The 22,451-nt window shown below is 71.1% G+C and carries 23 protein-coding genes and 1 tRNA gene; 15 read left to right on the plus strand and 9 right to left on the minus strand.

Features of this window, described 5'->3' with window-relative positions:
* Positions 1–9: 9 nt before the first annotated feature.
* The 6 genes from ABZ862_RS08015 to ABZ862_RS08040 all read left to right on the plus strand — a co-directional run bounded on the left by ABZ862_RS08015 (position 10) and on the right by ABZ862_RS08040 (position 5,273).
* On the plus strand, positions 10–1,167 hold the full coding sequence (locus ABZ862_RS08015; protein ID WP_360954069.1) for a DNA cytosine methyltransferase: 1,158 nt from the start codon (positions 10–12) through the stop codon (positions 1,165–1,167).
* Positions 1,164–2,054, plus strand: coding sequence for a bifunctional DNA primase/polymerase (locus tag ABZ862_RS08020; protein WP_360954072.1), 891 nt, complete (start codon positions 1,164–1,166; stop codon positions 2,052–2,054). The genes ABZ862_RS08015 and ABZ862_RS08020 overlap by 4 nt, the downstream gene beginning before the upstream one ends.
* Before the next feature lie 86 nt (positions 2,055–2,140).
* Entirely contained in the window at positions 2,141–2,482 is a 342-nt protein-coding gene (locus tag ABZ862_RS08025; RefSeq protein ID WP_360954075.1) for a hypothetical protein, read from the plus strand.
* A complete protein-coding gene (locus ABZ862_RS08030; RefSeq protein ID WP_360954078.1) occupies positions 2,479–3,624 on the plus strand; it encodes a DUF3631 domain-containing protein in 1,146 nt (381 codons plus the stop codon). The genes ABZ862_RS08025 and ABZ862_RS08030 overlap by 4 nt, the downstream gene beginning before the upstream one ends.
* A 178-nt stretch (positions 3,625–3,802) precedes the next feature.
* Complete coding sequence (locus tag ABZ862_RS08035) at positions 3,803–4,015, plus strand: helix-turn-helix domain-containing protein (RefSeq protein ID WP_360954081.1); 213 nt, start codon at positions 3,803–3,805, stop codon at positions 4,013–4,015.
* 70 nt (positions 4,016–4,085) lie between these two features.
* Positions 4,086–5,273: a site-specific integrase gene (locus ABZ862_RS08040; RefSeq protein ID WP_360954084.1), complete on the plus strand. Its 1,188-nt coding sequence runs from the start codon at positions 4,086–4,088 to the stop codon at positions 5,271–5,273.
* Between the two features lie 77 nt (positions 5,274–5,350).
* Here ABZ862_RS08040 and ABZ862_RS08045 read toward each other — a convergent pair.
* The 3 genes from ABZ862_RS08045 to ABZ862_RS08055 form a co-directional block, all read right to left on the minus strand.
* Positions 5,351–5,424 (minus strand) — tRNA-Pro (locus tag ABZ862_RS08045).
* Between the two features lie 33 nt (positions 5,425–5,457).
* Positions 5,458–6,258 (minus strand): Pr6Pr family membrane protein, encoded by an 801-nt coding sequence (locus ABZ862_RS08050; RefSeq protein WP_360954087.1) that lies wholly within the window; start codon positions 6,256–6,258, stop codon positions 5,458–5,460.
* 77 nt (positions 6,259–6,335) lie between these two features.
* Positions 6,336–7,262, minus strand: a complete 927-nt coding sequence (locus ABZ862_RS08055; protein WP_360954090.1) for a metallophosphoesterase — start codon at positions 7,260–7,262, stop codon at positions 6,336–6,338.
* A gap of 175 nt (positions 7,263–7,437) precedes the next feature.
* On the opposite strand from ABZ862_RS08055, the gene ABZ862_RS08060 reads away from it, so the two are divergent.
* Positions 7,438–7,905, plus strand: coding sequence for a GatB/YqeY domain-containing protein (locus tag ABZ862_RS08060; protein WP_360954093.1), 468 nt, complete (start codon positions 7,438–7,440; stop codon positions 7,903–7,905).
* A gap of 75 nt (positions 7,906–7,980) precedes the next feature.
* Here ABZ862_RS08060 and ABZ862_RS08065 read toward each other — a convergent pair whose 3' ends face one another.
* Positions 7,981–10,212, minus strand: coding sequence for a transglycosylase domain-containing protein (locus tag ABZ862_RS08065; RefSeq protein WP_360954096.1), 2,232 nt, complete (start codon positions 10,210–10,212; stop codon positions 7,981–7,983).
* A 518-nt stretch (positions 10,213–10,730) separates the two neighbouring features.
* Between ABZ862_RS08065 and wblA the strand changes: the two genes are divergently transcribed.
* The gene (gene wblA, locus ABZ862_RS08070; protein WP_360954099.1) at positions 10,731–11,069 is read left to right on the plus strand and encodes a transcriptional regulator WblA; all 339 of its coding nucleotides are present in this window, start codon (positions 10,731–10,733) and stop codon (positions 11,067–11,069) included.
* 147 nt (positions 11,070–11,216) lie between these two features.
* Here the strand turns inward: wblA and ABZ862_RS08075 are convergent, their stop codons facing one another.
* Positions 11,217–12,764, minus strand: coding sequence for an ArsA family ATPase (locus tag ABZ862_RS08075; protein WP_360954102.1), 1,548 nt, complete (start codon positions 12,762–12,764; stop codon positions 11,217–11,219).
* Complete coding sequence (locus ABZ862_RS08080) at positions 12,761–13,738, minus strand: ArsA-related P-loop ATPase (protein WP_360954105.1); 978 nt, start codon at positions 13,736–13,738, stop codon at positions 12,761–12,763. The genes ABZ862_RS08075 and ABZ862_RS08080 overlap by 4 nt, the downstream gene beginning before the upstream one ends.
* A 104-nt stretch (positions 13,739–13,842) precedes the next feature.
* On the opposite strand from ABZ862_RS08080, the gene ABZ862_RS08085 reads away from it, so the two are divergent.
* The 4 genes from ABZ862_RS08085 to ABZ862_RS08100 all read left to right on the plus strand — a co-directional run bounded on the left by ABZ862_RS08085 (position 13,843) and on the right by ABZ862_RS08100 (position 16,602).
* Positions 13,843–13,998, plus strand: coding sequence for a DUF4177 domain-containing protein (locus ABZ862_RS08085; protein ID WP_100202903.1), 156 nt, complete (start codon positions 13,843–13,845; stop codon positions 13,996–13,998).
* The gene (locus ABZ862_RS08090) at positions 13,998–14,462 is read left to right on the plus strand and encodes a RidA family protein (protein WP_360954109.1); all 465 of its coding nucleotides are present in this window, start codon (positions 13,998–14,000) and stop codon (positions 14,460–14,462) included. Before ABZ862_RS08085 ends, ABZ862_RS08090 begins: the two co-directional genes overlap by 1 nt.
* Positions 14,463–14,740: 278 nt before the next feature.
* Complete coding sequence (locus ABZ862_RS08095) at positions 14,741–15,751, plus strand: NUDIX hydrolase (protein WP_360954112.1); 1,011 nt, start codon at positions 14,741–14,743, stop codon at positions 15,749–15,751.
* Positions 15,748–16,602 (plus strand): MBL fold metallo-hydrolase, encoded by an 855-nt coding sequence (locus ABZ862_RS08100; protein ID WP_360954115.1) that lies wholly within the window; start codon positions 15,748–15,750, stop codon positions 16,600–16,602. Before ABZ862_RS08095 ends, ABZ862_RS08100 begins: the two co-directional genes overlap by 4 nt.
* A gap of 247 nt (positions 16,603–16,849) precedes the next feature.
* Here the strand turns inward: ABZ862_RS08100 and ABZ862_RS08105 are convergent, their stop codons facing one another.
* The gene (locus tag ABZ862_RS08105; RefSeq protein ID WP_360954118.1) at positions 16,850–17,791 is read right to left on the minus strand and encodes a nucleotidyltransferase domain-containing protein; all 942 of its coding nucleotides are present in this window, start codon (positions 17,789–17,791) and stop codon (positions 16,850–16,852) included.
* 82 nt (positions 17,792–17,873) lie between these two features.
* Positions 17,874–18,548 (minus strand): Crp/Fnr family transcriptional regulator, encoded by a 675-nt coding sequence (locus ABZ862_RS08110; RefSeq protein WP_046581525.1) that lies wholly within the window; start codon positions 18,546–18,548, stop codon positions 17,874–17,876.
* A 379-nt stretch (positions 18,549–18,927) separates the two neighbouring features.
* Between ABZ862_RS08110 and nth the strand changes: the two genes are divergently transcribed.
* The 3 genes from nth (at position 18,928) to ABZ862_RS08125 (ending at position 22,062) form a co-directional block, all read left to right on the plus strand.
* Entirely contained in the window at positions 18,928–19,743 is an 816-nt protein-coding gene (nth, locus tag ABZ862_RS08115) for an endonuclease III (RefSeq protein WP_360954122.1), read from the plus strand.
* Between the two features lie 389 nt (positions 19,744–20,132).
* On the plus strand, positions 20,133–20,849 hold the full coding sequence (locus ABZ862_RS08120) for a CoA pyrophosphatase (protein ID WP_360954125.1): 717 nt from the start codon (positions 20,133–20,135) through the stop codon (positions 20,847–20,849).
* A 13-nt stretch (positions 20,850–20,862) separates the two neighbouring features.
* Positions 20,863–22,062, plus strand: coding sequence for a MarP family serine protease (locus ABZ862_RS08125; protein ID WP_360954128.1), 1,200 nt, complete (start codon positions 20,863–20,865; stop codon positions 22,060–22,062).
* A gap of 192 nt (positions 22,063–22,254) precedes the next feature.
* Here the strand turns inward: ABZ862_RS08125 and ABZ862_RS08130 are convergent, their stop codons facing one another.
* Positions 22,255–22,434, minus strand: a complete 180-nt coding sequence (locus tag ABZ862_RS08130; RefSeq protein ID WP_360954131.1) for a hypothetical protein — start codon at positions 22,432–22,434, stop codon at positions 22,255–22,257.
* Between the last annotated feature and the right edge of the window lie 17 nt (positions 22,435–22,451).

The following is a 22,451-nucleotide window of genomic DNA, read 5'->3' on the forward strand; positions in this document are numbered from 1 at the left end:
TCTCCCAGCATGACCCAACCCATCCCCATCGGGCGAGCCCCCGGCTCGCCGCCGACGATCCTGGCGCTGTGCGCCGGCTACGGCGGCCTGGAAACGGCGCTCCGGGCCGGTCTCGGCGGCCGGGTCGCCGCCTACGCCGAGAACGACCCCTACGCGGCGGCCGTGTTCGCCGCCCACCACCCCCAGGTGCCCAACCTCGGCGACATCACCGCCGTCGACTGGGACCAGGTCCGCGACGTGTACCGGCCGGACGTGATCGGCGCCGGTTTCCCCTGCCGCAACATCAGCAACGCCGGACGAAGGGACGGGATCAATGGCCGCTGGTCGAAGGTCTGGAAGAACGTCGCTGAGGCTGTGGGCGTCGTTCGACCGCGCTACGTCTTCCTGGAGAACGTGGCGGCGCTCCGCTCGCGGGGGCTGGACGTCGTCGCCGCGGACCTGGCCGCGATCCGGTATGACGTCCGGTGGACATGTCTACGAGCTGGTGACCCCGAAATCGGCGCCCCGCACCCGCGGGACCGCTGGTTCGCCGTCGCCCATCCCGCTGATGCCGACCCCCACCACCTCGGACGGCACTGGCGGCCCCGGCACCAGCCCGAAACGCAAGGGCGGACTGAACCTGCGCACCGCCGTGACCAGGCTGCCCGCACCCCCCACGGAGTGAGCCTGCTGCCCACCCCGGCGGCGCGGGACTGGAAGTCGGGCGCGTCGAACCTGCTCGGCCGCAACGCCCGCCCGCTCAACGAGGTGGTCGTCAACCTCCTGCCCACCCCCAAAGTCAGCGACGGGCCGCACGGCGGGCCGAACCAGCGCGACACGTCCGGCCGCTACTACCTGCCCGGCCAGGCCGTACGACTCGACGGACGGTGGGTCGCATCCGACGGAACCGACTACGGGCCCGCCATCCGCCGGTGGGAGCACATCACCGGACGGGCGGCGCCCTGCCCGACCGAACCGGGCACCCGCGGCAACCGGCGCCTGTCACCGGCGTTCGCGGAATGGCTCATGGGCCTGCCCGCCGGCTGGGTCACCGCCGTACCCGACATCCCCCGCAAGGAACAACTCAGGATCATCGGCAACGGCGTCGTCCCCCAACAAGCCCACCACGCCTACGGCCTCCTGCTCGGCGCCACCACGGCCGTACCGGCTCAGGAGGTGGCCGCGTGAGCGAGCACCTGTTGCACGCCGCCCTGGACGCCGCCGCACGCGGCCGGCACGTATTCCCCCTGCGCCCCGGCACCAAGCGGCCCGCGCTGCACGGTGAGAAGTCCTGCACCGGCACCGGGCCGTGCGAGCAGGGGCACCGCAAGTGGGAGCAGCGCGCCACCACCGACCCGGACCGCATCCGCGCGGCCTGGTCGCGGGCGCCGTACAACGTCGGCATCGCGACCGGTCCGTCCGGGCTGCTGGTCGTCGATCTGGACACCCCGGAGCACAAGGGCAGTTCGGACGCGCCTTGCGGCGCGGCGACCTTCGCAGCGCTCTGCGAGCGCGCCGGGCACGCCGTGCCCACCACCTACCGGGTGCGGACCGCGAGCGGCGGGACCCACCTGTACTTCACCGCCCCGGCCGGGGTCCGGCTCGCCAACACCGCGGGCACCGTCGCCGCTTCGGTCGACACCCGCGGGTGGGGCGGCTACGTCGTCGCGGCCGGGAGCATCACCCCCGCCGGACCGTACGAGCCGCTCGGCACGGGCCCGGTGGCCCCGCTGCCCGCGTGGCTGCACACGCTCCTGCAACCGGCCCCGGCCCGGCCGGTGGGGGCGCTGCGGCTGCCCGCGGTCGACGGAAGCCGCGCCGCCCTCGCCGCGCTGGACGCCGAGTGTGCGAGCGTGGCCGCGGCCCCGGACGGGCTGCGCAACACCACGCTGAACCGGTCCGCGTTCAAGGTGGGGCGCTTCGTCGCATGGGGCGACCTCCCCCGCCAGGTGGCGGAGATGGCCTTCCAAGAGGCGGGGGAGGCGGCCGGACTCACCGCGGCCGAGTGCCGCGCCACCATCCGCAGCGCCCTGGACAGCTCCCAGCGCACCGCACGCCCCCGGACCGCCGCATGACCACCCTGCCCCGTCCCCGCTTGGAAGGCCAACCCCCACCCCCGACCGGCCCGCACCCCGCCCGACCGGGCACGCCCCCGGCGGCCGTGGGCGAGCCGAAAGGCGCCGCCCGCAAGGGCGTCGTCACTGCCCTTCGTTCTGACCGCTTCCGCAGCGACCAGGCACGCCACAACACGGACGACCCCACCCCGCAGCGGCCCGGTATCCGCATCTACGCCCCACCGGTCTACCGCCACCACTGGGACGGTGCCCGCTGGTCCACTCGGCCCGGCGACACCCCCACCGCCGCCTACGCCTGCGGCTGCGGACAGACCAACACCGCCACCGGAGCCGACGCCGTGACCGCGCTCGCCCGGGAGTACGACGCCCACAAAGCCGCCTGCACCGGGGTGCCGGCCACACGCACCGAACGGAGGAACGCCGCATGACCCCCACCATCGACGGGGCCGCGCTGCTCGACGAGGTGGAAGCCTTCCACCGGCGCTTCAACGTCTTCCCCACCGAAGCCGCCTACGTCGCCGTCGCCCTGTGGGACGCGCACGCGCACCTGCTCGACTGCTTCGACTCCACGCCCCGGCTGGCGTTCCTGTCGCCGGAGCCGGGGTCGGGCAAGTCCCGGGCACTGGAGATCGTGGAAACGCTGGTGCCGCAGCCGATGACGGCCGTCAACGCGTCCGCCGCCGCCCTGTTCCGGTCCGTGTCCAACCCCGGCGGACGGCCCACGATCCTGTTCGACGAGATCGATACCGTCTTCGGCCCCAAGGCAGGGGACAACGAGGAGTTGCGCGGGTTCCTGAACGCCGGGCACCGCCGCACGGGCGTGACGTACCGGTGCATCGGAGACGGCGGCAACCAGACGGTGCAGGCATTCCCCTCGTACGCCGGGGTTGCCGTCGCCGGACTCGGCAACCTGCCGGACACGATCATGACCCGGTCCGTCATCATCCGGATGCGCCGGCGGGCCCGCAACGAACACATCGAACCGTTCCGGGCCCGTGTCCATGAGGCGGAGGGCAACAAGCTGCGGGAACGGCTCGCGCAGTGGGCCGAACACGCCCGAGAGTCCGTCATGGGCGCCTGGCCGGACATGCCCGACGGCGTCACCGACCGCCCGGCAGACGTGTGGGAACCCCTGCTCGCCATTGCCGATGCCGCGGGGGGCCACTGGCCCGAACGCGCCCGCGAAGCGTGCGTGACGCTCGTGACCGCCTCCCGGGCCAACGACAAGGGAAGCCTCGGGGTCCGGCTGCTGACCGACCTGCGCGACCACGTCATGGTCGGCATCGACCGCCTGCCCACCGTCGCCATCCTCGACCGACTCAACGCCCTCGACGACGCCCCATGGGCCGACCTGAACGGCAAGCCGTTCGACAACCGGCGCCTGTCGAAGATGCTCGCGGAGTACATGACCGGCGACAACGAGCCGATCGCCTCCCGCAACATCAAGACCGCCGGGAGCGTCCTCAAGGGCTACTACGCCGCCGATCTGCACGACGCGTGGGCCCGCTACTGCCCCCCACCCCCGGAAAGTCCGCTACCTCCGCTACCGGGCACCGAAAACATGGCCTGACCAGCGACAACGGGGTAGCGGCAAGCGCCACCGCGAGCCGCTACCCCGCCGCTACCTATCCGCTACCGCTACCCCCTCCCGCTACCCCCGACAGGGCCTTGACCTGCGCGGTAGCGGCGGTAGCGGAAGTAGCGGCCCTCAGAGAAGCCCCCGCAGGACTGACCGAGGAGCAATGCAGATGAGCATCACGCTTGTCTCTCCCGCTGAGCGGGTTCTGTACCGACCGGAAGAGGCAGCGGTCGTCTTGGGCGTCGGTCGCTCGCTGGTCTACGAGGAGATCCGCCTTGGGCGCCTCCAGTCGGTTCGTATCGGCCGTCGGCGGCTCATCCCGCCCGAGTACATCGCGCAGTACGTCGAGTTGCTCAAGCGCGAGGCGGAAGCCGCCGCCTGACTTCCCATCCGTTCGCTCGAACCAACCGGGCCGCGCCACTGGCGCGGCCCGGTCGCTTGGAGAACACCACATGACCGAGACCCCGAAGCCCGCCCGCAGGGCTGGGCACGGTGAAGACACGATCTACTGGGACGCGACGAAGAACCGCTATGTCGGTGCCGTGTCCCTGGGGTACGCCCCGAACGGCAAGCGCCGCCGCCCGAAGGTGTACGGCAAGACCAAGACCGAGGTCCGTCAGAAGATCCGAGACCTGAAGAAGGAAGTGCAGTCGGGCGTCAAGACGCCGGCCAACTACACCGTGGCCGACGCGGTGAACGACTGGTTGGAGCGCGGGCTCAAGGGGCGAGACGAGAAGGGCACCATCGGCAAGAACCGCTCGATGGCCCACAAGCACCTCATCCCGTACATCGGCAAGGCCAAGCTGAAGGATCTCAGCGCCGATGACGTCGACGACTGGTTGGACGACAGGGCCGGATTCCTCGCGACGCGCAGCCTGCGCGACCTGCTCGCCGTCCTGCGCCGATCCATCGAGCACGCGCAGCGCAGAGACAAGGCTGCGCGGAATGTCGCCCTGCTCGTCACCGCGCCGGAAGGACGCCCCGGACGTCCGAGCAAGGCGCTGAACCTGGAGCAGGCGAAAGCCGTGCTCGCTGCCGCACGTCCGTCACGGCTGTACGCCTACCTCGTGCTCTCGCTGCTCAGTGGCGTGCGCACGGAAGAGGCGCGGCCTCTCACCTGGGACCACGTCTTTCTGGAAAGTGGGGAAGGAGTGCCGCCTCACGTCGCGGTGTGGCGCTCGGTGCGCAAGCACGGTGAGACCAAGACCAGGAAGAGCCGGCGGACCATCGCGCTGCCGATGCAGGTGGTCGCTGTCCTCGAAGAGCACAAGCGGTGGCAGAAGCAGGAGCGGGCATTGAGGGGCATGGAGTGGAGCCCGACCGGCCGTGTCTTCACGACCCGGACCGGTGAGCCGCTGGACGCGGCCAACGTCCGGCGTGACTTCAAGGCCATCGTCAAGAGAGCCGGACTGGAACCGGAGTGGACGCCGCGCGAGCTGCGGCACAGCTTCGTCTCACTGCTCTCGGACCATGGAATCCCGCTGGAGCGCATCGCTCAGCTTGTCGGGCACACGAGCCAGGCGACGACAGAGGCCGTGTACCGGAAGCAGCTTCGACCGGTCATCACAGAGGGCGCAGAGGCCATGGACGTGATCTTCGCTCAGCGGAGCGAGGCACCCGCCCGCGAGGCTTGCCCGTAATCCCTTGGCCCCCTGTTTGGCCCCCCGAGCATGAAAGAGGCCGCTTACGGAATTCCGTAAGCGGCCTCTGACCAGCGTCGGGGTGGCGGGATTTGAACCCACGACCTCTTCGTCCCGAACGAAGCGCGCTGCCAAGCTGCGCTACACCCCGATGTCGCTGCTCTCGCTGGCGACGACGTTTACTTTAGCCCACCGGCGGCTGGAGACGAAATCCGGTTTTGGTGCGGCGGCGGGTGGGGTTCGGGCGGGCGTGGTCCAGGGCGATGAGGAGGACCGCGAGGGCGTAGCAGGTGAGGCCCAGGAGGAGGGCGTTGCCCAGGGTGTGCTTGTAGCCGTGCCGGGCCACGTCGAGGAAGGGGTAGAGGTAGCGGCCGGGCGCGGTGTGCGGGGTGAGGAGGGTGCCGCGGGCGAGGGTGAAGGCCAGGTAGGTCAGGGGGTAGAGCAGCCAGGTCGCCGCTCGGCGGAGGCGTAGGGGGCCCGGGGCCGTGAGGAGGAGCCAGTCCAGGGCCACCGCGACGGGGAGTGCCGTGTGGAGGGTGACGTCGGTCAGGGTCTGCCAGGTCGAGGCGGGCGGCGGGGGAGAGGGGGGCGCCACCGGGAGCGCCGGCGAGGCGTGGCCGGGCAGGAAGTGGTACGTCAGCGCCGTGATCGCCGCGTAGAGGAGGATCGCGGCCGTCACGTTCGGGGAGACCGGGCGGCGGGCCGTCCACGCTCTGCGGGCCGATACGGCGTGGACGAGGGATATGAGGATCGCGGTCTGGACCGAGAAGTAGCTCAGGGCCGTCGGCGCCGGGGTCAGGAGCAGGGACAGCGCCGTCGCTCCGGCCGCCGCCACGGCGATCAGGGTACGGAAGGCCGCTGTCAGGGGGCGGTGGGTGAAGGGGACCACCGCGGTGGCGGGCACGGGGGAGTGCGAGTGCAACAGGGTGGCTATGCCCGGGATCACGGGGAGGTCCGGGATGTCCCTGGGGATCGGGGCCGTCATGCCCTCAAGCTAGGCAAAGGGGGCATTACGGGCCATGCGGGTGCGGCGTGTGGGTTACGGCGGGGCCATGGCCCCTGTTACTCCCGGCCCACCAGTGTCAGCAGCGTCGCCTCCGGCGGGCAGGCGAAACGTACCGGTGTGTAGCGGTTCGTGCCGCAGCCCGCCGAGACGTGGAGGTACGACGTACGACCCTCCGAGGTGTGCCGGGACAGGCCCTTCACGCGGTCCGTGTCCAGGTCGCAGTTGGTGACCAGGGCGCCGTAGAAGGGGATGCACAGCTGGCCGCCGTGGGTGTGGCCGGCCAGGATCAGGGGGTAGCCGTCCGCCGCGTACGCGTCCAGCGCGCGCAGGTACGGTGCGTGCACCACGCCCAGCGCGACGTCCGCCGAGCCCGACGGGCCGCCGGCCACCTGGGCGTAGCGGTCACGCTTGATGTGGGGGTCGTCCAGGCCCGTCAGCTCCACCGACATGCCCTCGACCTTCAGCACGCCCCTCGTGTTGGTGAGGTTCAGCCAGCCTGCCGCGTCGAAGCCGTCCCGCAGGTCCTCCCACGGGTTGTGGATCACTCCGGTGGCGGGCCGGTTACCGTTCAGGCCGTGGTGGCCGCGCATCTTCTCCGTGAGGTAGCGCGCGGGGTTGCGGGGCTTGGGGCCGTAGTAGTCGTTGGAGCCGAAGACGTACGCCCCCGGGAACTCCATCAGCGGGCCCAGTGAGTCCAGCACCTCCGGTACGCCCTCCGGGTCGGAGAGGTTGTCGCCGGTGTTGATCACGAAGTCCGGGCGCAGGCCCGCCAGCGAGCGCAGCCAGCGCTGCTTCTTGCGCTGGCCGCCGACCATGTGGATGTCGGACACCTGGAGGACCCGCAGGGGACGCATACCCGCCGGGAGGATCGGCACCGTCACCCGCCGCAGCCGGAACGAACGGGCCTCGAACCCGGCCGAGTAGACGAGACCGGCGGCCGCTACCGCCGTGATGCCCAGGGGTACTCCGTATAGCGCGCGCATATCACCATCGTGTCAGACCGCAAGAGCGTTCCAGGACCAAGCGATGATCAAGCAATGACCAAGCAGTACGGCCGGGCGGCGGCCGGTGCCGGTGGCGGCCGTCCTGGCGGGCCTGGTCGCCGCCGCCCCGAAATCGGCGGGCGTCACCGCCCCCGCACCTGCGACAATCGGACACATGACCACCACGCTCAAGTCGAAGCTGCACGACGACCTCAACGCCTCGATCAAGGCACGTGACGAGCTTCGCTCCTCCACGCTCCGGCTCACCCTCGCCGCGATCACCAAGGAGGAGGTCGCGGGCAAGGAGAAGCGTGAGCTCTCCGACGACGAGGTGCTCAAGGTGATCGCCAAGGAGGCGAAGAAGCGCCGTGAGGCCGCCGACGCCTTCGAGCAGGGCGGTCGTCCCGAGCAGGCCGAGCGGGAGAAGGCGGAGGGCGAGCTGCTCGCCGGGTATCTGCCGAAGCAGCTGAGCGACGAGGAGCTGGACGCGATCGTCGCCCAGGCCGTCGGGGAGGCCCGGGCCGCCGGTGCGGAGGGGCCGCGGGCCATGGGCGCCGTGATGAAGATCGTGAACCCGAAGGTCGCCGGGCTGGCCGAGGGCGGGCGTGTCGCCGCCGTCGTGAAGAGGCTGCTGGCCGGCTGAGGCACGGTACGACGGAGGGGCCCGCACCGGGAAGTGCGGGCCCCTCCGTCGTACGTACGGCTACCGGTGCGTGCCTCAGTTGCCCCGGCGTCCTCCGTTGCCGTTGCCCTGGAAGAAGCCGTTCGGGAAGGAGAACGTCGGCGTCGGGAAGGTGTTGCCCCCGTTCGCGCCGCCGTTGTCCCCGTTGTTCCCGCCGTTGTTGTTCCCGCCGTTGCCCTTGCCCTTGTCCTTGGGGTTGTCGTCCGGGATGTCGATCAGGTTGAAGGACTCCACGGGCTTGCCCACGAGGGCGCCGCTCATGGCGTCCTTCCAGATCGGGCCGGGGACCTGGCCGCCGTAGACGAGGTCGTGGTAGACGCCGCCGATGGTGATGTTGGTCATCTGGATGTTCTGCTTGGCGCTGCCGACCCAGACCGCGCCGGCGAGGTTGGGCGTGTAGCCGACGAACCAGGCGTTCTTGCGCTCGTCCGTCGTACCCGTCTTACCGGCGCTCTCTCGGTCGGTGAGGCCGGCCTGCTGACCGGTACCGGAGTCGACCACACCGCGCAGCAGGGTGTTGACGGTGTCTGCGGTCTTCTCGCTCATCGCGCGCGAGCAGGTCGACTTGGGCACGGCGAGCGACTTCTGCTGGTTGCCGATCTTCTGGGTGATCGACTCGATGGCGATCGGCGTGCAGTACATGCCGCGGGACGCGAAGGCGGCGTACGCGCTCGCCATGGTCAGCGGGGAGAGGCCCACCGCGCCGAGGGCGATGGAGGGGCTCTGGGGGAGCTTGTCGCCGTTGCCCTGCACCACGTGCAGCGCGTCGGTCATCTTGACGACCGGGCAGAGGCCGATGTCGGAGATCAGCTGCACGAAGTAGGTGTTGACCGACTTGGCCATCGCCTCCTTCATCCGGAACGGGCCGACCTCGGACTCGCTCTCGTTCTCCACCGTGTAGTTCTTGTCGTTGAGCCACGGGGAGCTGCTGCACGTCTGGACCGGGCTCGGGTACGGCATCTTGTACGGCGACGAGTACTCCTGCGTCGCCGGCCTGCCGCCCTCCACGGCGGCCGCCGCGACGAACGGCTTGAACGTCGAACCCGTCGGGAAGCCGAAGTTCGAGCCGCCCATGTCGCGGTTGACCGAGTAGTTGTACTCCGTCTCGTTCTTCCCGTAGCCGTACGGCTTCGACTGGCCCATCGCCAGGATCTTGCCGGTGCCGGGCTCGACGAGGGTGGCGGCGGCCGCGACGCTGTCGGACTTGTTGACGTGGTCCTTCAGCGACGTCTGGACCGATTCCTGGGACTGCGGGTCCAGCGTCGTACGGATGGTCAGGCCGCCCTGGTTCCAGACCTTGGCGCGGTCCTCGCGTGTCTTGCCGAACACCGGGTCGCTGAGGAAGACGTTCTCGACGTACTTGCAGAAGAAATTGGCGCCCTTGACCGCCGTGATGCAGCCGTTCTTCGGCTGGGTCACATGCAGTCCGAGCGGCTTCTTCTTGGCGGTGTCCGCCTCCGCCTGCGAGATGTCGCCGACCTCGGCCATGCGCTGAAGGACGGTGTTGCGGCGCTTGGTGGCCTCCGCCTCGTCGTTCACCGGGTCGTAGCGGCTCGGGGACTGGACGATGCCGGCGAGGAGGGCCGCCTCCTGGACGTTCAGGTCCTTGGCGTGCTTGGAGAAGTAGCGCTGGGAGGCCGCCTCGACGCCGTAGGCCTGCTCGCCGAAGAAGGTGATGTTCAGATAGTTCTCGAGGATCTTCTTCTTGCCGAGCTTTTCCTCGATCTGGATCGCGTACTTCAGCTCGCGGATCTTGCGCCCGATGGTCTGCTGCGTGGCCTGCGCGACCTTCGTCGGGTCGTCACCGGCCTCCTCGATGAAGTAGTTCTTCACCAGCTGCTGGGTGAGCGTGGAGGCGCCCTGCGCGACCCCGCCGCTCTGCGCGTTCTGGTTGAGGGCGCGCAGCACACCCTTCAGGTCGATCGCGCCGTGCTGGTAGAAGCGCGAGTCCTCGATGGCGACGATCGCCTTCTGCATGTACGGCGAGATGTCCTTGAGGTCCACCACCGTGCGGTCCCGCGAGTAGACCGACGCGATCTGGTTGCCCGCGTTGTCCAGGATGGTGGTCCGCTGGCTCAGCTGCGGGCTCTTGAGGTTGTCCGGGATCTCGTCGAATCCCTGGACCGATCCTCTGGCCGCGAGTCCGAGCGCCCCGGCCGCGGGCAGCGCGATACCCGCCAGCACGGCTCCTGCGAGCACACTGACACCGAGGAACTTGGCGGCCTGCTGGGTCGTGGTCAGCCCGCCGCCCGAGCGCGTCTTTGGCATGAGGGCAGCCTACGTTCTCATTCGCCGGACACGCGTATAGGCATTGGCCTAAGCTGCTCTCAGCCGCCACATGTCCCAGCAGTGCGGTTGCGTATCAAGCGGTTACGTATCCATACGTCCGGCGACCCCGAATCGTTCCGGATTCTGCACAACTTTTTTTCGCGCTGTCCGTGCCGTCCGCGCCGGCCGGCCGCCTGCCCACCCGTCCGCTCCGCTCGGGAGCAGGGGGCAGGGGCGGGCGGCATGTGAGAGGGGCGTGTCCTGAACCGCCTCGTGTGTCCCCCGGTGTCCGATGTGATGTGCCGTGAATGGTGCGGTAGGCCGGAATGGCCCCACATGTCGCCAGCTCACTCCCGCGGGTGATCTGCCGCTTACCCATAGTCCGTTCGGACCATTCAAGATTGGGCCCCACGGGGGTGTTGCGCTGTGCCGCCCTTCCGTAACGTCCTCAACTGGCGGTGGTGAATATGCCGTCGCCGCCGTGGGGGAGCCTCGATTCGGGAGAGGACGGCGCCGGTATGGGCTGGGTAACCGACTGGAGTGCGCAGGCGGCCTGCCGCACTACCGATCCGGATGAACTGTTCGTTCAAGGAGCAGCGCAGAACAGGGCGAAAGCGGTGTGCACCGGCTGCCCGGTGCGCACGGAGTGCCTGGCGGACGCACTGGACAACCGCGTCGAGTTCGGCGTGTGGGGAGGCATGACGGAGCGCGAGCGCCGCGCACTGCTGCGCCGGCGGCCCACGGTGACCTCTTGGCGGAGGCTTCTGGAGACCGCCCGCTCGGAGTACGAACGGAGCCTCGGCATCGTTCCTCTCGAGAGCGACGAGGTGTACGAGAGCTACGCGGCGGTGGGCTGAGCACAGCCTCCGGCCGGCCGATCAACCGATGAGGCGTTCGGCCGATGAGTCGATGGCTCGATGAGCCGATGAGTCGATCAGCTGGTCAGGTGTTCAGCTGGTCAGGCGTTCGGTGCTCGGTGTTCGGCCGGTGAGGTGTTCAGGCGTTCAGCTTTGCGGCTCGGGCGGCAGTTCCGGGCGGCCTGCCGCGAGCCGGGTGCCGATGTTCCGCAGTCCGTCGAGGTCGTGGACGTCGCCGGGCAGCGCGGCCACTTCGACGACCGCCACCTCGGGGTGCAGGGCGATGAAGCGGTCCCGCGTGCGCTGCTCACGGGCGAGCAGGTGCATACGTTCGGCGTGAAGTCTCAACAGGGCCGCCGTGAGCTGGTCGGCGTCCCGCTCCGTGCCGGCGGGGGAGTCGGCTGCGGATGCGGTCACCTGGGCGGGCTCGGGCACGAGGTCGGTTGCGGGCTCCGTCGTGGGCTCGGTCACGGGCTCCGGCTCGTGCCCTGAAGCGGGCCCGGACGCCTGGGATCCGGACCCGTGGGCTCCGGAAGCGGGGGATGCGGAAGCATGAGATGCAGAACGGCCGTACGTGTCGGGGGAGTTACGAAGTCCAGCTTTCCCGCCGTTCTGATCGACAATGCGGGGTTCCTCAAGATTTTCTGCGGCGGCGAGCGCACGCTCGGCCGACAGCCGGCCGGCGCCGCTGCCGTGCACCCGGTTGAGGACCAGTCCGACGAGCGGCATGTCCTCCGCGGCCAGCCGCTCCACGAAGTACGCCGCCTCACGCAGCGCGTCCCGCTCCGGCGCCGCCACCACCAGGAACGCCGTCCCCGGTGCCTGGAGCAGCTTGTACGTGGCGTCCGCGCGCGTACGGAACCCGCCGAACATGGAGTCCATGGCGGCCACGAACGTCTGGACGTCCTTGAGCAGTTGACCGCCGAGCACCTTGCCCAGGGCGCCCGTCATCAGCGACATGCCGACGTTCAGGAACTTCATGCCCGCGCGCCCGCCGACCTTCGCCGGCGCGAGCAGCACCCGGATCAGCTTGCCGTCGAGGAAGGAACCGAGCCGCTTGGGTGCGTCGAGGAAGTCCAGCGCCGACCGGGACGGTGGCGTGTCGACGACGATGAGGTCCCACTCGTCACGCGCCCGCAGCTGGCCCAACTTCTCCATCGCCATGTACTCCTGCGTGCCGGCGAAACCCGCGGAGAGCGACTGGTAGAAGGGATTGCCCAGGATCGCGTCCGCGCGCTCGCGGTCCGCGTGCGCCTCGACGATCTCGTCGAAGGTGCGCTTCATGTCGAGCATCATGGCGTGCAGTTCGCCGCCCGCCGTGTCGTCGATGCCCTTGACCCGGCGCGGCACGTTGTCCAGCGAGTCGATGCCCATGGACTGCGCCAGCCGCCGGGCCGGGTCGATGGTCAGCACGACCACCTTGCGCCCCCGCTCGGCCGCCCGCAGCCCCAGCGCCGCCGCCGAGGTCGTCTTGCCCACCCCGCCCGAGCCGCAGCACACCACGATCCGGGTGTGCGGATCGTCCAGCAGCGGATCGACGTCGAGCACGCGCGCGGGGGCGAGATGATGACGGCCGGGATCCTGCGGACGGTCGCCCCCACCGCCTCCGCCGCGCCCACTGCCGCCGTCACCGGCGGCGGGAGCGGGGGCGGTGGAGGACTCGGCCGGGGTCGGCTCGGAGGGGTCAGGACTCATGACATCCCCTGCTTCCGCAGCTCGGTGGCGAGTTCGTACAGGCCCGCCAGGTCCATGCCCTCGGCGAACAGAGGCAGTTCGTGCAGCGGCAGGCCGAGTCCGGTCAGGACGGAGCGCTGCTCGTGCTCCAGCTCGTAGCGCTCGGCGTACTCCTCGGCCTGGGCCAGGAGCGGAGCGACCAGTTTCTCCGCGTTCCCGCCGCGGCGCGCCCCGCCGAGACCGGCGGTCGACAGCGACCTGGCGACGGCGGTGCGCGGGAGGGTCCGTACGTGCTCGAGACCGGCCGCGTCCAGGGTCTCCGGACGCACCATGTTCACGATGACGCGCCCCACCGGCAGCCGGGCCGCCCGCAGCTCGGCGATGCCGTCCGCGGTCTCCTGGACGGGCATCTCCTCCAGCAGCGTCACCAGGTGGACGGCCGTCTCCGACGACTTCAGCACCCGCATCACGGCCTGCGCCTGATGGTGCACCGGGCCGATCTTGGCGAGGCCCGCCACCTCGTCGTTGACGTTGAGGAAGCGGGTGACACGCCCGGTCGGCGGGGCGTCCATGACGACGTAGTCGTACACGAACCGGCCGTTCTTCTCCTTGCGGCGCACCGCCTCGCACGCCTTGCCGGTCAGCAGGACGTCCCGTAGGCCCGGCGCGATGGTGGTGGCGAAGTCGATCGCGCCGAGTTTCTTCAGGGCCCGCCCGGCTCCGCCCAGCTTGTAGAACATCTGGAGGTAGTCCAGCAGGGCCAGCTCGGGGTCGATGGCGAGTGCGTACACCTCCCCGCCGCCCCGAGCGACCGCGATCTTCCGCTCCTCGTAGGGCAGCGCCTCTGTCTCGAAGAGCTGTGCGATGCCCTGCCGGCCTTCGACCTCGACGAGGAGCGTCCGCTTCCCCTCCGTGGCGAGGGCCAGCGCGAGTGCGGCGGCGACCGTCGTCTTTCCGGTCCCGCCCTTGCCGCTGACGACCTGGAGCCTGCTCACGCCTTCGAGCCTAACCAGTCCGGCCGGAAGTCACGCCGGGGGCTGTGGACAACCTGCCACGGCCACCGCGTGACCAGCCCCGGGCAGAGGCTACAGTCGGCCCCATGACCAAGTGGGAATACGCGACCGTACCTCTGCTCGTCCACGCCACGAAGCAGATTCTGGACACCTGGGGCGAGGACGGCTGGGAGCTGGTGCAGGTCGTCCCCGGCCCGAACCCCGAGCAGCTGGTGGCCTACCTGAAGCGCGAGAAGCAGTGATGGGCGCCGTGGAGACGAGGCTCGCGGAACTCGGCCTCACCCTTCCGGAGGTCGTGCCCCCGCTGGCCGCCTACCAGCCCGCCGTGCAGTCCGGCAGCTACGTGTACACCTCGGGCCAGCTGCCCATGGTGGAGGGCAAGCTCCCGGTCACCGGCAAGGTGGGTGCCGAGGTCACCGCCGAGGAGGCCAAGGAACTGGCGCGGATCTGCGCGCTGAACGCCCTGGCCGCCGTCAAGTCCGTCACCGGCGACCTGGACCGCATCGCGCGCGTGGTGAAGGTCGTGGGCTTCGTCGCCTCGGCCGCCGACTTCACCGGCCAGCCCGGCGTCATCAACGGCGCGAGCGAGCTGCTGGGCGAGGTCCTCGGCGACAAGGGCGTGCACGCGCGCAGCGCCGTCGGCGTGGCGGTGCTGCCGCTGGACGCTCCGGTGGAGGTCGAGGTCCAGGTGGAGCTGGTGCCGTAACGGGTCGGGACGGAGCGGCGGGCCGACGGGGGCCGTAGGTCCGAACGGGTGCCTGCGGAGGGCCGGGGCGGGGCCGTGGGGGACGACGCCAGGGCCGTACGGCGTGGGGACCACACCCCAGCCCTGCGGCCGCGGTGTGGCCTCCCCCGTTCGCGCGGCCCGTCCCCGGCGCCCGCCAGAGGCCTCCCTCGTACGGGCCTTCCGCGGGTGTGGGCGTCCTCCTGACCGGGTTCCGTCCACCTCTCGAACATTCGCGCACCACGGGATAGCCTCCGCCCATGGCGAATGGGCAGTGGTTCCCGCAGGACTGGCCGGAGCGCATCCGCGGGCTCGCGGACGGCAGCCTCAGCCCGGTCACACCCAAGCGCGCGGCCACCGTCATGCTCCTGCGGGACACGCCCGCCGGTCCCGCCGTGCACATGCTGCGCAGACGCGCCTCCATGGCCTTCGCCGGAGGCGCGTACGCGTACCCGGGTGGCGGCGTCGACCCGCGCGACGACGAGCACCACGTCCGCTGGGCGGGCCCCACGCGCGCGTGGTGGGCTCAGCGGCTCGGTGTCGACGAGACGTCGGCCCAGGCGATCGTCTGCGCCGCCGTGCGGGAGACGTACGAGGAGGCGGGCGTCCTGCTCGCCGGACCCGCACCCGACTCCGTGGTCGGCGACACGACCGGCGCCGACTGGGAGAAGGATCGTTCCGCCCTGGTCGCCCGCGAGCTGTCCTTCGCGGAGTTCCTCGACCGCCGCGGCCTCGTCCTGCGCTCCGACCTGCTGGGCGCCTGGGCGCGCTGGATCACCCCCGAGTTCGAGTCCCGCCGCTACGACACGTGGTTCTTCGTGGCCGCCCTCCCCGAAGGGCAGCGCACCCGCAACGCCTCCACCGAGGCCGACCGTACGGTGTGGATCCGGCCCGAGGAGGCGGCGGCCGGGTACGACAAGGGCGAACTGACGATGATGCCGCCCACCATCGCCACGCTCCGTGCCCTCGCCCCGCACGGCAGCGCGGCCGGTGCGCTCACCGCCGCCCGGGACCGCGACCTGACGCCTGTCCTCGCCCGCGCCCGCCTGGCGAACGGGGAGATCGAACTGTCCTGGCCGGGGCATACGGAGTTCACGCAGCTCATCCCGGCCGCCACCACCGCTCCGGGGCCGGAGCGGGGTCCGGAGCGGGCAACTGCTCCGGCTCCGGACCCCGCCCCGCCTTCCGCCGTCGCTCCCGATTCCGCTCCCGATTCCGCCCATCAGTCCGCTCCTGATCCCGCACCTGTGACCGGTGGAGACTCCGTATGACGGACGCAGCGACCCTGCCCGGCCGGCCCCGGGGAGCGGTCCTCACCGGGCCCGCCACGCCCCGGGCCGTCAACGTCCTCGCTCCCAACGCCTCCGCGATGACCCTGGACGGCACCAACACCTGGATCCTGTCCGAGCCGGACTCCGACCTGGCCGTCGTGATCGACCCCGGCCCCCTGCACGAGGGCCACCTGAGCACCGTCGTCCGTACGGCGGAGCAGGCCGGTAAGCGTGTCGCCCTGACGCTCCTCACCCACGGGCATGCCGACCACGCCGAGGGCGCGGCGCGCCTCGCCGCCCTGACGGGCACCAAGGTGCGGGCACTGGACCCAGCCGTGCGGCTCGGTGACGAAGGGCTCACCGCAGGCGCCGTGATCGACGTCGGCGGGCTGGAGCTGAGGGTCGTAGCCGCTCCGGGACACACCGCGGACTCCCTCTGCTTCCATCTCCCGGCCGACCGGGCGGTGCTGACCGGCGACACCGTCCTCGGGCGCGGTACGACGGTCGTGGCGCATCCCGACGGCCGCCTGGGCGACTATCTGGACTCGCTGCGCCGGCTCAGATCGCTGACCGTCGACGACGGCGTCCACACCGTCCTGCCCGGCCACGGACCCGTCCTGGAGGACGCCCAGGGGGCGGTGGAGTTCTACCTCGCCCACCGGGCCCACCGGCTCGCCCAGGTCGAGACGGCCGTGGAGGACGGCTACGACACGCCCGGCAAGGTCGTCGCCCGTGTGTACGCCGACGTCGACCGCGTCCTGTGGCCCGCGGCGGAGATGTCCGTACGGGCGCAACTGGACTACCTCGCGGAACACGGCCTCATCCGGTCGGACGGCCTTCAGGGCCCGTAACCCCGGCCCGGTTCTCGGCCTGGTCCGGCCTGGTCCGGTTCTCGGCCCGGCTCGTCCTGGAACCCTGCCCTGCCCGGCTCGGCCCGCCCTGGTCCGGCTCCAGGCCACGCGCGGCTCGGCCGAGCCTGGCCGGGCCTGGTCCGGGACGGTGACGGTTCCGGAGCCGGTACGGGCGCCGGGCCGCTCCCGTGCGCGCGTCCCGGGCGGAGCTCGTCCAGGCGCGGGCTGTGGCTCGTTCGGGCGGGCGCTACGGCGTGTCAGGCCCCGTGCCGGGGCTTGCCGGTGCCGGTCCGGGCTCGTCCGGGCGTGGCGTCTTGATGCCGTGCACGCGTGCGTACTCCTCGGCGAGCCAGGGCCCGAGGTCGTCGACGTACGACCGCAGCACCTCCGCGTCCCCGACCGGCTCGCGCCCGAGGACGGCCGCCCGGCGCAGCTGCGCGGCGCGCGCGGGGTAGTAGCCGCCGAAGACCTCGGCCATCTCCTCCAGATCGCTCGTCCAGCCGTTCCAGCGCGGCATGACCAGCGTGAACCCGGTGCGCACCAGATGGCGGGACAGGGACCGGACGAGGGGCCGCAGGGCGCTCTCGCTGTCACCGGCGGCGGTGATCCGCTCCCGCCAGCGGGGCAGCCGCCGGGCCAGGTCGCCGTTGGTCTCCCGGGTGAGCAGCGAGTCGGGACGGTAGCGCGGCAGGTGCTCGGCGAGGTCGTCGCCGAGCAACGGGGTGCACAGGCAGGCCACGAACCACCCCAGGTCGTGGCGTTCCGGTTCGCTCAGCACCGTGGCCTGGTCGAGGAGGATCGTTCCGACACCGTCGATCTGCGGGAACCGCGCGTCCAGCGCGTCGCCCAGGGCGCGTACGGCGGCCCGGTCGGCGTCGGCCGGGGGTTCGCGCAACGCGATCAGCAGGTCGAGGTCGCTGCGTCCCACGCGCGCGGTGCCGCGCGGGATCGAGCCGTAGAGGTACGCGCTGTGCAGCCGCGGCCCGAAGAGGTCCAGCAGCCCGTCGCGCGCCGTGGCGACCACGGGCCGGAAGTCCGGTGCGATCCGTCCGAGTGCGCCCTCACGCGCGATGTAGCCCTGGTCGTCGAGGCCCTTGGTGCTGCCGGTGCTGCCGGTGCTGGTGGGGTGGGTGTGCGGGGTGTGGCTGGCGTGGCGGGGGTCGAGGTTCGGGCGGTCGGTTTCGGCCATGGCATCACTGTGCCCCGGCGATGCCGCCGGGGCAGGTGATATACGGCTGGGCGATGAACCGCGTCCTACGCCGTGCCGGACGTCAGCGCGAGCGCTTCGCCAGGCGCTCCACGTCCAGGAGGATCACCGCACGGGCCTCCAGCCGGAGCCAGCCGCGCTGCGCGAAGTCCGCCAGTGCCTTGTTCACGGTCTCGCGCGAGGCGCCGACCAGCTGGGCCAGCTCCTCCTGGGTGAGATCGTGGACGACGTGGATGCCCTCCTCGGACTGCACGCCGAAGCGGCGGGAAAGGTCCAGCAGAGCGCGTGCCACACGGCCGGGGACGTCCGAGAAGACCAGGTCGGACATCTGGTCGTTCGTCTTGCGCAGCCGCCGGGCGACGGCGCGCAGCAGTGCTCCGGCCACCTCGGGACGCGCGTTCAGCCAGGGCTGGAGGTCACCGTGGCCCAGTCCCAGCAGCTTGGCCTCGGTGAGCGCGGTCGCGGTCGCGGTGCGCGGGCCCGGGTCGAAGAGGGACAGTTCACCGATGAGTTCGCTGGGGCCTACGACGGCGAGCATGTTCTCCCGGCCGTCGGGGGAGGTGCGGTGCAGCTTCACCTTGCCCTCGGTGACGACGTACAGCCGGTCACCGGGGTCGCCCTCGTGGAACAGCGAGTCGCCGCGTGCGAGGGTCACCTCGCTCATGGAGGCGCGCAGCTCCGCGGCCTGCTCGTCGTCGAGAGCCGCGAAGAGCGGGTTGCGCCGCAGAACGTCGTCCACGAGTTCTCTCCTTGTCGTCCTGCTCAGGGGGTCTTGCTCCCCCGCGTACCAGGGGACCGTGCTCCCCATTTTGCCGGGCAGTCCAAACAGTGTGATCTGTCACAAGGATGCCGCACAGGGGTCGGTAGGTGAGTGTCAGGGGGCCAATCGGGGGCCGATCTTCCGGGTCCGGGGCGGATGTCCGTGCCGGGCTCTAGGCTGGCCGGGTGTCCAAATCGCGGTGAGAGCACAGGCCAAGGGGGCTGAACGGGTGGTTGCACGGCGCAATTCCGCTGTGGGCGAACAAGGTTCCCCCGGTGGGGGGAAAGCCGCGGGAGCAGCAGGGCAGTCGGGAACTCCGGCGGCGGCGAAGACGTCGAAACGATCGAAGCCGCCGCAAGTGGGGAAGGGAGGGACGAATGCCTCCGAAGCGGGTAAGGCGGGGGGCGAGTCACGCGTCGCCCTCGTGCGCCGGGCCCGGCGGATCAACCGCGAGCTCGCCGAGGTGTATCCGTACGCCCACCCGGAACTGGACTTCGACAACCCCTTCGAGCTGGTCATCGCCACGGTGCTGTCCGCCCAGACCACCGACCTCCGCGTCAATCAGACCACGCCGGCGCTCTTCGCCAAGTACCCCACTCCCGAGGATCTGGCCGCGGCCGACCCGGAGGAGGTCGAGGAGATCCTCCGCCCGACCGGCTTCTTCCGGGCCAAGACGAAGGCCGTCATAGGGCTGTCGAAGGCGCTGGTGGAGCAGTTCGGGGGAGAGGTGCCGGGGCGGCTCGAGGATCTCGTCAAGCTGCCCGGGGTCGGACGCAAGACCGCCTTCGTCGTCCTGGGGAACGCCTTCGGAAGGCCTGGCATCACCGTGGACACGCACTTCCAGCGGCTCGTGCGGCGCTGGAAGTGGACGGACGAGACCGAGCCGGACAAGATCGAGGCCGCCGTCGCCGCGCTCTTCCCCAAGGGGGACTGGACGGATCTGTCTCACCATGTGGTCTGGCACGGGCGCCGGATGTGCCACGCCCGCAAGCCGGCTTGCGGTGTCTGCCCCATCGCGCCGCTCTGTCCGGCCTACGGCGAGGGTGAGACCGATCCGGAGAAGGCGAAGAAGCTGCTGAAGTACGAGAAGGGCGGCTTCCCCGGCCAGCGGCTGAAGCCTCCGCAGGCGTATCTGGACGCGGGCGGCAGGCCGGCCCCGCCGCTGGGGGTTTGATGCCGGGAAAGACATCCGGCGGGCGGGAAGCGGAGCCGAGTAGGGCTGCCCGTCGTGGGGCAGAAGGCTTGCCTGGGAGAGTCGACGGGCTGCGGGCGGGCGGCAGACCGAGGACGCCGGCCGTTCCGGCAGTACAAGCCGGGAAGAGCGGGCGGGCCGCTGGAGACAGGGAACAGAAGGAGGACAGCACGAGCACGGCAGGGGACACGGGCCGCAGGCACGGTCAGGGCGGCGCGTACGGCAGGGGTGCGTCGGGAGGCATGACGGTCCCGCAGGGAAATCCGAACGGTCCGAACGGTTCGAACGGTCCGAACAGTGTGCGTGGCGCGCACGGTGCACACGGCGTACACGGGGCGCATGGCGTACACGGTGCGCAAGGCGCCCATGACATGCGTGACGTGCGGGGCGTGACCGGCACGCCGGGCGCGGCCGGGAGCGCCTCCGTGGTGGTCAGCAAGGACGGGCTGCCCGCCTGGCTCGGCCCGGTGGTGCGCGCGGCGGAGACGGTCCAGCCGCTCCAGCTGAGCCGCTTCCTGCCGCCGGAGGACGGCGCGGGGCGCCAGTCCGCCGTCCTCATTCTCTTCGGCGACGGTGAGCAGGGCCCTGAGCTGCTGCTGATGGAGCGGTCCGGCTCGCTGCGGTCCCACGCCGGACAGCCGGCCTTTCCCGGCGGCGCCCTCGACCCCGAGGACGGCGACCCGACGGCCGACGGGCCGCTGCGGGCCGCGCTCCGCGAGGCCGAGGAGGAGACCGGCCTGGACCCGCACGGTGTCCAGCTGTTCGGTGTGCTGCCCAAGCTCTACATCCCGGTCAGCAGCTTCGTCGTCACCCCGGTCCTCGGCTGGTGGCGGGAGCCGAGCCCGGTGGACGCCGTCGACCCGAACGAGACGGCCCGTGTCTTCACGGTCCCCGTGGCCGATCTCACCGACCCGGCGAACCGCGCCACGGTCACCCACCCCTCAGGGTTCCGCGGTCCCGCCTTCCTGGTGGAATCGGCTCTCGTGTGGGGATTCACCGCGGGTGTCATCGACCGGCTGCTGCACTACTCCGGCTGGGAGCGCCCCTGGGACCGCGAGAAGCTCGTCACGCTCGACAGGCGGTCATGACAGGGTGGCGTCCGTGAACGTGCTGGACATCCTGCTGCTGGTCGCCGCCGTGTGGTTCGCGATCGTGGGCTACCGCCAGGGGTTCGTCGTCGGCATCCTGTCGGTGACCGGCTTCCTGGGCGGCGGCCTCGTCGCCGTCTACACCCTGCCCGTCGTCTGGGCCGCGCTGACCGACAACGCGGAGGTCAACACCACCGCGGCCGTCGTCGCCGTGGTCGTCGTCATCGTGTGCGCGTCGGTCGGCCAGGCCCTCACGACCCACCTCGGCAACAAGCTGCGCCGCTACATCACCTGGTCCCCGGCCCGCGCCCTGGACGCCACGGGCGGCGCCCTGGTCAACGTCGTGGCGATGCTGCTGGTCGCCTGGCTGATCGGCTCCGCCCTCGCCGGTACGACGCTGCCGACCCTCGGCAGGGAGGTGCGCAGCTCCAAGGTGCTGCACGGGGTGTCCTGGGCGCTGCCCCAGCAGGCCGACACCTGGTTCGCGGATTTCTCCAGGGTCCTTGCCCAGAACGGTTTCCCGCAGGTCTTCAGCCCGTTCGCCAGTGAACCGATCACCGATGTGCAGCCGCCCGACCCGGCGCTCGCGGGCAGTACGGTGGCCGCGACGGCCCGGCAGTCCATCGTCAAGGTGATGGGCACCGCCACCAGTTGCGGCAAGGTTCTGGAGGGCAGCGGCTTCGTGTTCGGCGAACGCCGCGTCATGACCAACGCGCACGTCGTCGGCGGGGTCGACGAACCCACCGTCCAGATAGGCGGCGAGGGCCGCAAGTACGACGCGAAGGTCGTCCTCTACGACTGGAAGCGCGACATCGCCGTCCTCGACGTCCCCGATCTCCGGGCCCGCGCCCTGCGGTTCGCCGGAGGGGACGCGGCCCGCGGCGACAGCGCGATCGTCGCGGGCTTCCCGGAGAACGGGTCGTACGACGTCCGGTCGGCGCGGCTGCGCGGGCGCATAGCGGCCAACGGCCCCGACATCTACCACCGCGGCACCGTCCGCCGTGACGTGTACTCGCTCTACGCGACCGTCCGTCAGGGCAACTCGGGCGGCCCGCTCCTCACGCCCGAGGGACAGGTGTACGGCGTGGTCTTCGCCAAGTCGCTCGACGACCCCGACACCGGCTACGCCCTCACCGCCGACGAGATCAGGGACGACATCACCAAGGGGCGCACCGCGAACGAGCAGGTGGACAGCGACAGCTGCGCGCTCTGATCCGATCGGCAGCCGCCCAGCCGCCCAGCCGCGTGGCCCGGTCGGCATCGGTACGGGTGGCCGCCCGGTGAGGAGTACCGCCGACGGGTGCGCCGGGTGGCGGTTGCCCGCCACGCGGCGTGCGGCGTCAACCGCTGTAAGGGCGATGTCACCCGTTCGAGCAGGCGGGCGTCGGGCGGCGCGGCGGGGTGTTCAGCCGCGCGGGTGACGCAGCCTTACCGTGACCCAGCGGGCCCGGCGGCGCAGGATCCGCGGGATTCCCACCCTCGGGTCCTCGGCCGCCAGTTGCGGGGCGCCCCGGCTGTGGGAACCCGGGCCGCCTGCCGAGCGGCGGGTGCGTGCTGCGTCACTGTAGTCGTGCGTCCAGCCCATACCCCGACGTCTGCCCC

The organism is Streptomyces sp. NPDC047000 (assembly GCF_040644295.1).
GTDB lineage: Bacteria > Actinomycetota > Actinomycetes > Streptomycetales > Streptomycetaceae > Streptomyces.